The sequence below is a fragment of the Amorphus orientalis genome, assembly GCF_030814015.1.
GTDB classification, from domain to species: Bacteria; Pseudomonadota; Alphaproteobacteria; order Rhizobiales; family Amorphaceae; genus Amorphus; species Amorphus orientalis.
Genome location: NZ_JAUSUL010000002.1, coordinates 1448517 through 1458617 on the forward strand (window position 1 = coordinate 1448517; position 10101 = coordinate 1458617).

Here is a 10101-nt window from a genome sequence, read left to right on the forward strand (position 1 = left end):
AAAAAATCGGGGAGGCCGGCGCTTGCCGCTTGAACACCGGCCTGAACCCAAATAGGTATCCCAGCCGAGTGGCGACGTGGCGGAGTGGTTACGCAGCGGACTGCAAATCCGTGTACGCCGGTTCGATTCCGGCCGTCGCCTCCAACTCCCCTGCCCGGCTTCCCGTTCCCAAAAACGCACCGGTGGCCCGGTCCGGGCGGGCTCGAGGCGCCGCTCAGGCGCCGAGCCGCTCCAGAACTTGCCTGCCGGTCATCACGTCCCCGAACTGCTGGATGATGGTTTCCAGCGCGGCGCGATGTTCGTCGTCGGAGAGCGCGGCACAGCAGTCCTCGACCATCACCGTCCTGAAATCGAGCATCATCGCGTCGCGGGCCGTCGATTCGCAGCAGACGTTGGTCTTGGTGCCGGCGATGAGGATCGTGTCGACGCCGAGATTGCGCAGGATGCGTTCGAGCGACGACGATCCGGGAATGAGCGCGCTGTAGCGGTTCTTCATCACGGTGACGTCGGAGGGGCCGACCACCAGATCGCTCCATACCTCCTGGCGCCCCGGATACATGCTCTCCAGCGTGCGTTCGCGCACCTCGTCGGCGACGATGTGGCGGTAAAACAGCTCCCAGTCGCTGACGCCGTCGCGCTGGACGTTGGCGTGCAGCACCCAGATGACGGGGACGCCGAGATCACGCAGCCCCGCAGTGAGCGTGTTGATGGGCTCGACGATGCCGCGCGAGGCCGCCACTTCCGCCGGCGATCCGGGCGCGCAGAAGGTGCCCTGCATGTCGATGACGACGAGCGCCGTCCGCTTCGGGTCGAGACGGTCGAACAGGTGATACCGTCCCCGCCGCGCGATCACACGGTCCACGATCTCCTGTCGAACGGTCACCGGATGCATGGGGTACTCTCTCCACTTGGCGATACGGAACGGCCCGACCCGGTGGAATGGCCGGCCGGGATTCGGAAGCCAGAGTAGATCATATCCCGGCCCGGTTGACCCGCTCGATCCGGAGCGCCCGGCGTGGCAGGCTGGGCCACGCAGCGAGGAGAAAGACCGGACAGGATCATGCTCGACGAGACAGCGGTCCGACAGGCGCTCGAGACCGAGCGCGCCGAGATCGAGGCGGAGATCGCCGGTTCGGCCGACAGCCGCGCCACGGTGACGCTCGACCAGACCTCGGTCGGGCGTCTGTCGCGGATGGACGCCATGCAGGGCCAGGCCATGGCCCAGGCGGCGGACCAGCGCCGCAGGCTGCGCCTTCAGCGCATCGCGGCCACCCTCCAGCGGCTCGACGAGGGCGAGTTCGGCGCCTGCGTGGTCTGCGGCGAGGACATCGCCGAGGCGCGCCTCGAGATCGACCTCACGACGCCCACCTGCATCGGCTGCGCGAAGGGCTGAGCGCGGCTGCCGTCTGGTCGGACCCGTGTCCGGTCAGGCCAGCGTCAGAGCGAGGAACACCGCAAGGACCACCGCGATGGCGAGATCGGAGACCATCGCGATCACTTCCTTCGTGGTCCTTTCGGCGTTGCGGACGTGCTGGACGCCGGCCAGCGCATAGAACAATCCGCCGGCAAGCGCGGCCGGCACGATCCACCCGGGTTCGAACAAGGTCAGAAGGCCGAGCAGACCGATCGAGAGATTGGCGAAGCCGAGCTCGACCACGACCTTTTCCGCATCCCGGTCCGCGATCCGGAAAATGGAGCGCGCCGTGAACCCGGGATCCGTGGTCTGCTTCACGCCTGCCAGAAACAGACGGACGCCGACCGTCCAGAACACGAACCACTTGCCGATGAGTGTCACCGGATCGGAGCCGGGAACCGCGACGAGTTCGACGATGATGGACAGGATCGGCAGAACGACCATCAGGGCGATGACGATCACGAGGTACATGCTGTCCCCCCGCTGAGATCGATGGCTCTTCGGGTTGAGTCGCCTGCTGCCGGTCGGCCCGGCCGAGCGGCGATGCTCCCCCCTGCCATCATCCGCCCTGCGCGTCCAGCACCTCGCTCTCGGTCAGGCCCGGCAGCACGAAGACCTGGCCCGGATAGATCAGGTCGGGATCGCGGATCTGGCCGTCATTGGCCTGATAGATGGTCGTGTAGCGGAACCCGTCGCCATAGAAATGGCGCGCGATCGTCCACAGCGCGTCGCCGCGGCGAACAAGCACCCGGACGCCCTCGTCGTCGGACCCGAGAATCTCGACCTGCGGAACGCGCGAGACGGGGGCATCCGACGTCGCCGCATCCCCGCGACTGCCGATCTCACCCTGTTCGGCCACCTGGGCGGGGCCGGCATAGCCGAACGGCACTTCGGCGCGGGCGGCGACCGCCCCTTCCATGTTGCGCACCTGATCGGCGCGGATCGTGTAGCGGCCGGGATCCAGGTCCTGGGCGGTCTCGAACGTCCATCGGCCGGAGCCGCCGGCGCGGACCGCTCCGACGAAGTCCTCGTCGAGATAGATCCAGATGTTGGCGCCCGGTTCGCTGGTGCCCTTCACGATGAACCGGTTGTCGTCGGTGAGTTCCGCGCTCTCGATCGTCACCGGCACGGAGGGCGGCGTCACGGCGTCGCCGGACGACCCGTCGCCGGCCCGGGCGATCTCGGCATTGCCGCCGGTGCCGGTGAGGTCTGCCGATGCGACGTCGGTGGGGGCGGCCGTGCGCGTGGCGGACGGGTCACCCTCCTCTCCCCCCGCCGGCGCCGGCCGCGACGGGTCCGCCGTCGCCTGCGACGCATCCGTGCCCTGGCCGGAAGCGGCGGCGGCGGTGTCGGATTGAGGTTGGCTGTCGACCGTCGACTGACCGGAGGGATCGCGGGGCACCGACAGCGTTTCTTCGCTGACCTTCAGCCGCGCGATGACGGTGTCGTCGCCCTCGCTGTCGGCAGCCCCATCACCGGCGGTTGAGGGGGCGGTTACCGGCGCCTCCGCCGTGGCAGTGCCCGCGGTCTGGCTCTCGGCACCGGAAGTGTCCGTCGGCCCTTCGACCTGCCGGCCAGACGCCGCGGTCGACGCAGAGCCGCCGCTGTCATTGCCGACGCCATTTCCGGCCACCTGGGCCTCCGGCTTTTGCAACACCTCCACCGGCTGATCCGGCCGCGACAGCGCGACAAGCGGCGTCTCGTTGCCGCTTTCGGGGATCGAGACGGCCAGCCGGTCGGCGGACGCCTTCGGCGCGTCGGCGTCCTCGTGATCACTGTGGAGCGCGATGTCGTAGGTGCCGGGGGCGAGCGGCCTGTCGAGCACAATCACCCATTCGCCGGCCTGGTTCGCGGTGGTCGACGCAATGACCTCGCCGTTCGCACGCAATTCGATGGTCGCGCCGGGGCTGGCTTTGCCGGCGATCACCGCGTCGCCCGAGGGCTCGATGCGGACGATGTCGTAGGTGGGTGTCTGGAGTTCGAAGGTCTCAACCGTTTCGGTGCCGGTGTCCTGGCCGGCCGCCGCGGTCTCCGCTCCCTGCCCGGACGACGATGCGCCAGACGCCGTCCCGGCGGGCGCGGAGGACGAAGCAGTACTGGCCGGCTCCGATGACGTGGAGCTGCCCGAAGCGCTTCCGTCCGGCTGCGGATCGGCCTGGCCGCCGGCGGTCTGTGCGGTCGCATCCGGTCCGGAGGCCGTGTCGGCCTGTGTCCCGGCGGTCGTCCCGTCGCCGGCGGTTGCATCGGCCGCCCCGGTCGCCGCCTCATCCGTCGACCCGGAGCCCGGGGCGGGATCGGTGGAGGCCGCGGTTGCGTCGGCCGATGAAGCGGCGGTCCCACCCGAGGCCTCGGCGGCGGGCTCCGCCGCGGCGCTCTCCTGCGATGCGGTCGCGTCCGGCTGGGCCGGCGACGGCGCGAAGGCTCCGTCCCGATAGGCCGAATAGGCGCCGAGCGCCCCCACGGCGATCACGAACAGCACTGCCCCGGCGCTTGCCCTTGAACTCATTGCATTCTCCAGCGTCAGCCCGGCGCGGCCCCGTGCGCCGGCTCCCCATCAGCCGCGTCACCGTCCGGTTCGAATCGGCCGATACGCTAGACTTGCAGCGAACGCAATAGGCGCACTGATTGCAAGCTCTCCGCACGGATTCGGGGGCTCATAGCGCCGATTTCAGCCCCGGACAACCGCGGGCGCCAACCAGCGAGCGGGGTGGGTGCGTTCTTCTTGACGCCTTGCGGCGCGCCTGCCACATGCACCTTCATGTCCAATATGAAACGTATCTGCGTCTATTGCGGCTCCGGCCACGGCATCGACCCCTCCTACGAAGCAGCCGCCCGCGATCTCGGGCGCGCGCTGGCGTCGGAGGGCATCGAACTCGTCTATGGCGGCGGGTCGGTCGGCCTCATGGGCACCCTCGCCCACTCGGTGCTGTCGTCCGGCGGGCGCGTCACCGGCGTCATTCCCCAGTTCCTGAAGGATCGGGAGGTGATGCTGAACGAGGTGACCGAGCTCATCACCACCGGCGACATGCACGAGCGCAAGCGCATCATGTTCGAGCGCGCCGACGCATTCGTGGCACTGCCCGGCGGCATCGGCACCCTCGAGGAGGCCGTGGAGATGATGACCTGGTCCCAGCTCGGCCAGCACCGCAAGCCGATCCTGATGGCCAACATCAACCGCTTCTGGGATCCGTTGGTCCACCTGCTCGATCACATGCGGAAAGAGGCCTTCATCCGCCCGGGCCTGGATGTCGCCTTCATGGTCTGTGACGAGATCGGAGAGGTCGTGCCGCGCCTGCGCGCGGAAGTGGCGCGACGGAGCGAGCCCGAAGGCGACGACGCGACGATCGAGAAGCTGTAGCGGCGAGCGGTCGGCGCCGAAGGAAACACATCTTATTTCGCAGCGACACCGACCCTACTTGCGCCGGTTCCAGCGCCTGAGCACGGTGTCATGAGGCCCGACATCGACGGCGGTAAAGGTGTCCTCGTCCTCCTGGCGCAGCAGGATCCGATCCCCACCCTTGCCGTTAATCAGGAAATATCCGGAAAGTCCCTGGAATGGGCGAAATCGTAAGCTGTTCGCTTCTTGCGAGGAAACAAAAATCCGAAGCCGATCCTGAATTCCGCGTTGCCGGTCAGGCGGCAGGCTGGTCAAGGCTTTTGCGAAAGCCTTTGTGACCAGAACCTTCACGCAGCACTCTCGAATTTTCCTTTCACCGTCGCTGCGGTGTCTTCGGGAGTGATTTCGAACGCGACTTCTTCGGAGTCCTGCTTACATTCCGCGTTCAACGCGCGCAGAAACAGAGCCATTTCGAGCGTGGCATCGATCTCCCGGCCCGTGGTGTTCTCGATCAATTCGAGACATTCTCCGATCGGATGAGCATGGCTCTCAAATCGATGGCCGCCGGCCTCCAACTCGCCCCATAGGCGGCGGATGACGCCGGCATATTTTTCTGCGTCGCGTTCTGCTGCGGTCTCAAGGGATTGCGCAGCCTTCTCAAAGAACTTGAAATCTTGGGTCACATTTGGACCGCCCGCGTACAAGTCGCGCAAGGAGGCCTTTATCTGCTCTCCCTCTTGGATCCATTGATCCATTTGTTCCGCATATATCCGCGACCGTCGGGACAGATCACGCAGGAGAGCCTCACCTTCGTAACCGAACACGTCGATCTGTCCGACGATCGACGGCGGCGGCGATTGCAGCGCGTGAAAGACTGCTGTCTCTAGGGTGCTGTCCGTATTCATACCCACTATCCTACACGATCTGCCAAGAAATGGGTACGAAGCCGCGGAGCCGCCAGTAGTTGTTACTCCGCCGCGACCTGCAGCCCGTGGTCCGTCACCCCCTGCTTCATCAGCCGGTAGGTGATGGAGTCCGTCAGCGCCTGGAACGAGGCATCGACGATGTTGGGGGAGACGCCGATCGTGAACCAGCGGTGCCCGGCGGAATCGCCGCTTTCGATCAGCACGCGCGTGGTCGCCGCGGTGGACCCGTTGAGGATGCGGACCTTGAAGTCCAGCAGTTCCAGATCGGCGATCGCATCCTGGTAGGGACCGAGATCCTTGCGCAGCGCGTTGTCCAGCGCGTTCACCGGACCGTTGCCTTCCGCGACCGACATCACCGTCTTGCCGCCGACATCGATCTTCACCACCGCCTCGGAGACGGTGACCAGGTCGCCGATGGCGTTGTGGCGCCGCTCGACCATCACCCGGAACGACTGGACGTCGAAGAATGTCGGCACGGTGCCGAGCACCCGGCGCGCCATCAGCTCGAACGATGCATCGGCCGCCTCGTAGGCGTAGCCTTCCGCTTCCCGTTCCTTGATGTCGGAGAGCAGACGGTCCAGCCGCGGGTCTTTGCTGTCCACCTGGATGCCGAAGCGGGCAAGCTCGGACAGAAGGTTCGACTTACCGGCCTGATCGGACACCAGCACACGGCGGCGGTTGCCGACCACCTCCGGCGGGATGTGCTCGTAGGTCTCCGGCTCCTTCATGATGGCGGAGGCGTGGATGCCGGCCTTGGTGGTGAAGGCGGCGGCCCCGACATAGGGCGCGTGCACGTCCGGCGCGCGGTTCAGAAGCTCGTCGAAGCGGCGCGACAGCACGGTGATGTCGGCGAGCGCGTCGTCGGTGACGCCGACCTCGAACATGTCACGGTAGGGTGCCTTCAGCTTCAGGGTCGGGATCAGCGTGATCAGGTTGGCGTTGCCGCAGCGCTCGCCGATGCCGTTGAGCGTGCCCTGGATCTGGCGCGCCCCGGCGCGCACGGCGGCGAGCGAATTGGCGACCGCGTGGCCGGTGTCGTCATGGGCGTGGATGCCGATGTGGCTGCCGGGCACGCGCTCGCAGACGGTGCGCACCACCGTCTCGATGGTCTCCGGCATGGTACCGCCGTTGGTGTCGCACAGGACCACCCAGCGGGCGCCGGCCCGGTAGGCCGTCTCCACGCAGGACAGCGCGAAGTCCGGATCGGCGGCATAGCCGTCGAAGAAGTGCTCGCAGTCGACCAGCGCTTCCTTGCCGGCCGCCAGCGCGGCACCGACGGATTCGGCGATGCCGTCGAGGTTCTCCTCCAGGCTGATGCCGAGGGCGAGACGCACGTGATAGTCCCACGCCTTGGCCACGAAGCAGACGGAATCGGAGGCCGACTGCAGGATCGCCGCGAGCCCCGGATCGTTGGAGACCGACCGCCCGGCCCGCTTGGTCATGCCGAAGGCGGTGAACCGGGCGCGGGTCGTGCGCGGGCTCTGGAAGAACGCGGTGTCGGTCGGATTGGCGCCGGGATAGCCGCCCTCGATGTAATCGACCCCGAGCTCTTCCAGGATATCCACCACGGCGATCTTCTCTTCGAGCGAGAAGTTGAGGCCGTGGGTCTGGGCCCCGTCGCGCAGGGTGGTGTCGAACAGGGTAAGGGTCTCTTTGTCGCTCATCGGGCGACCTCCCATGTGGTCGTCGGCTTGCCGGTTTCCGGATCCTTGCCGTCCTTCAGTGTTATTCCGCGTCCGACGAGATCGTCGCGGATGCGATCGGCCTCGCCGAAATCCTTTGCCGCGCGGGCGGCGAGCCGCGCCTCGATCAGCTCGGCGATCTCCGCCTCCGGGACCGGCGGCGCGGCCTGCGCCGATTCCACGAACCCGAGATCGAAGCCCAGGAACAGGAGCGAGGCGGACAGGTTGGCGGCCGCGGCGCGATCCCGGCGACTGTCATCGCCGATGGATTTGGCGATTTCGTGCAGCCGGGCGATCGCCTTCGGCGTGTTCAGGTCGTCGGCCAGAGCCGCAACGACCTGTGCGTCGGGCTCGCGGCCCTCGGCGTCGTCGCCGATCCGCCGCTTCCAGCGCCGCAGGTTCGCCTCCGCCTCCTCCAGCGCCCGCACGGTCCAGTCGATCGGCTGGCGGTAGTCGGTGCCCAGCATGGCGAGCCGGAGTACGGCGCCGGGCCACGACCGGCCGCCGAACTGCTCGCCGGACAACAGGTCCCGGATGGTGATGAAGTTGCCGAGCGACTTCGACATCTTCTCGCCTTCCACCTGCAGGAAGCCGTTGTGCATCCAGACCGAGGCCATCCGGTCGACGGAGAAGCAGGCGCAGGTCTGGGCGACCTCGTTCTCGTGGTGGGGAAAGACCAGGTCGATGCCGCCGCCGTGAATGTCGAAGCGGTGCGGCAGCTTGCGGGCGTCGTCGCTGAGGTCGGCTTCCATGGCCTGCCAGAGGAAACGGTCGGCCATGGCGGAGCATTCGATGTGCCAGCCGGGACGGCCCTGCCCCTCGATCCCGGCCGGGCTCGGCCAGCCGGGCTCGCCCTCGCCGGAGGGTTTCCACAACACGAAGTCGGCCGGCGCCTTCTTGTAGGGCGCAACCTCGACCCGGGCCCCGGCGATCATCTCGTCCATCGGGCGCCCGGACAGGCGGCCGTACGCTTCGAGCGAGGGCACGTGGAACAGGACGTGCCCCTCCGCCACGTAGGCATGGCCGGAGGCGACCAGCCCGTCGATCATCGCCTTCATGTCGTCGATGTGCTCGGTCGCGCGCGGCTCGTGGGTCGGCGGCAGGCAGTCGAGAGCGGCGACGTCGGCGCGGAAATCGGCAAGCGTCGTTTCGGTCAGCTCGCGGATCGAGATGCCGCGCTCGGCGGCGCGCGCGTTGATCTTGTCGTCCACGTCGGTGACGTTGCGGACATAGGTGACGTGATCGTCGCCGTAGAGATGCCGCAGCAGGCGGAACATCACGTCGAAGACGATCAGCGGCCGCGCGTTGCCGATATGGGCGCGATCATAGACCGTCGGCCCGCACACATAGATGCGGACGTGATCCGGATCGATCGGCACGAACGGCTCCTTGCGGCGGGTCGCCGTGTTGTGGAGCTGAAGCGTCGGCGCGCGCGTCATGCGCAATTCCCTCCGTCGCCGGCCGGGTCCGCGATCTCTTCCGATTGTCCTTTGGAGCAGAAGAAGACGGCCACAGCCAGCGTGAGCTAGCTGAGAATAATGGTTCCGCAGATGATGGCGGTCGTCTTCATGCCTTCCGTTTGGGCGATAAGACCGCCGCCGTCAAGCCCGGGATTTCGCCATGCGCCGACGATGCAAGCCCGGAGCAGGCTCGCCGACGGGATTCAGCCGACGTTAAGACATTGCTGCCACGCTGCGGGGAAACAGGAAACGGGTGAGTGCCGCGAGCAAGGCTCCGAAGAGGACCGGCGCGGCACGGCAAAGCCCAGCGAGGCGTCATCATGGTGCGTACATTCGTCCAGGCCATCTGCGCCGCGGCGATCCTGACGGGGTTCGTCGTCGGACCCGCCGTCGTGTTCGCCGGCGCTACGCGACTGACCCGCGAGCCCACGATGCTGAACGAGCGCATGCCCTGCGGCATGACCGGGCTCGAGTGCACCGGGGCGGAGATGATCGCGGCCCGGCGCAAGTAGCGCGACCCGCCGGATCCATCCGCCCTGTTCCCGATTGCGGCCCTGCTGCCGCGGCGAGAAAGCCGTGTCTCCGCCGACGGCGAGCACGCGCGATCCGAACCCGCGTCTCTTCACCGGCTGCGGTTCGACCTGCTTCAGTGCCCGTTTCCTGCCTGATCCCCGTTCGCCCCTACGCCTCCCCGGACCGCAGGTGTCCCGCGGTCGCAAGCGGCCCACACCGGGCCTGACACCTATGGTTTCCCGGGATTAAGGAACCTGAACGTCAGCTAAAAACGCCACTCAGGTCCGGTTCACGGCCGATCCCCCATCTTCGCGTTCGACAAGCGGCAAGCACGCCGCGGCACGACTTGACGAACCGGAGAGCACCCATGACCCGCACCATCGTTCAGACCCTTTCGGCCGGGATGATCCTGTCGGCCCTCATCGTCGGTCCCTTCGCGATTTCCACCGTCGCCTCACACGGCGTCCCGTCGGCGGCCTCGGGCAAGATCCTGTGCTTCGCCAAGGGCATTTCCTGCGGCAACGGCCCGGTGCTGATGCCCGCCGTCCTGGGCATGCGCTGAGGCGGACTGGCACTGTGCGGTCCCATTCAACTGCCTCTCGGTAGCCACTCACCCGACGAATGCTCTGATCAAGGCCCGAAAACTCACGGGCTGCGATCCCTGGCCCTGGATTCCCTGAACTCACGAACGAAGTGCAACAACCTGCTAAGGTGTTGCCGCTATGGGAACCCAATACCGACACCTCGATCTTGAAGAGAGGTGTGCGAT

The 10101-nt window shown here is 67.0% G+C and carries 11 protein-coding genes and 1 tRNA gene; 5 read left to right on the forward strand and 7 right to left on the reverse strand.

Annotation, left to right across the window (positions count from 1 at the left end):
* The first annotated feature begins 70 nt into the window (after window positions 1–70).
* Window positions 71–144 (forward strand) — tRNA-Cys (locus J2S73_RS14485).
* A gap of 70 nt (window positions 145–214) precedes the next feature.
* Here the strand turns inward: J2S73_RS14485 and J2S73_RS14490 are convergent.
* Window positions 215–892, reverse strand: a complete 678-nt coding sequence (locus J2S73_RS14490; protein WP_306886259.1) for an isochorismatase family protein — start codon at window positions 890–892, stop codon at window positions 215–217.
* Between the two features lie 168 nt (window positions 893–1060).
* Between J2S73_RS14490 and J2S73_RS14495 the strand changes: the two genes are divergently transcribed.
* Window positions 1061–1393: a TraR/DksA family transcriptional regulator gene (locus J2S73_RS14495; protein WP_306886260.1), complete on the forward strand. Its 333-nt coding sequence runs from the start codon at window positions 1061–1063 to the stop codon at window positions 1391–1393.
* A 33-nt stretch (window positions 1394–1426) separates the two neighbouring features.
* Here the strand turns inward: J2S73_RS14495 and J2S73_RS14500 are convergent, their stop codons facing one another.
* Window positions 1427–1885: a DUF6790 family protein gene (locus J2S73_RS14500; protein ID WP_306886261.1), complete on the reverse strand. Its 459-nt coding sequence runs from the start codon at window positions 1883–1885 to the stop codon at window positions 1427–1429.
* Between the two features lie 88 nt (window positions 1886–1973).
* Window positions 1974–3920, reverse strand: coding sequence for a LysM peptidoglycan-binding domain-containing protein (locus J2S73_RS14505; RefSeq protein ID WP_306886262.1), 1947 nt, complete (start codon window positions 3918–3920; stop codon window positions 1974–1976).
* A gap of 252 nt (window positions 3921–4172) precedes the next feature.
* Here J2S73_RS14505 and J2S73_RS14510 point away from each other — a divergent pair, with 252 nt between their 5' ends.
* Window positions 4173–4772 (forward strand): LOG family protein, encoded by a 600-nt coding sequence (locus tag J2S73_RS14510; RefSeq protein WP_306886263.1) that lies wholly within the window; start codon window positions 4173–4175, stop codon window positions 4770–4772.
* 54 nt (window positions 4773–4826) lie between these two features.
* Here J2S73_RS14510 and J2S73_RS14515 read toward each other — a convergent pair whose 3' ends face one another.
* The 4 genes from J2S73_RS14515 to cysS form a co-directional block, all read right to left on the reverse strand.
* On the reverse strand, window positions 4827–5102 hold the full coding sequence (locus tag J2S73_RS14515) for a hypothetical protein (protein WP_306886264.1): 276 nt from the start codon (window positions 5100–5102) through the stop codon (window positions 4827–4829).
* Window positions 5099–5656 carry a hypothetical protein gene (locus tag J2S73_RS14520; RefSeq protein ID WP_306886265.1) on the reverse strand — a complete coding sequence of 186 codons (558 nt, stop codon included), beginning with the start codon at window positions 5654–5656 and terminating at the stop codon, window positions 5099–5101. The genes J2S73_RS14515 and J2S73_RS14520 overlap by 4 nt, the downstream gene beginning before the upstream one ends.
* A 62-nt stretch (window positions 5657–5718) precedes the next feature.
* On the reverse strand, window positions 5719–7341 hold the full coding sequence (gene cimA / locus J2S73_RS14525; protein WP_306886266.1) for a citramalate synthase: 1623 nt from the start codon (window positions 7339–7341) through the stop codon (window positions 5719–5721).
* Window positions 7338–8798, reverse strand: a complete 1461-nt coding sequence (gene cysS, locus J2S73_RS14530; RefSeq protein WP_306886267.1) for a cysteine--tRNA ligase — start codon at window positions 8796–8798, stop codon at window positions 7338–7340. Before cysS ends, cimA begins: the two co-directional genes overlap by 4 nt.
* 341 nt (window positions 8799–9139) lie before the next feature.
* On the opposite strand from cysS, the gene J2S73_RS14535 reads away from it, so the two are divergent.
* Window positions 9140–9331: a hypothetical protein gene (locus tag J2S73_RS14535; RefSeq protein ID WP_306886268.1), complete on the forward strand. Its 192-nt coding sequence runs from the start codon at window positions 9140–9142 to the stop codon at window positions 9329–9331.
* A gap of 368 nt (window positions 9332–9699) precedes the next feature.
* Entirely contained in the window at window positions 9700–9894 is a 195-nt protein-coding gene (locus J2S73_RS14540; RefSeq protein ID WP_306886269.1) for a hypothetical protein, read from the forward strand.
* Window positions 9895–10101 lie beyond the last annotated feature (207 nt).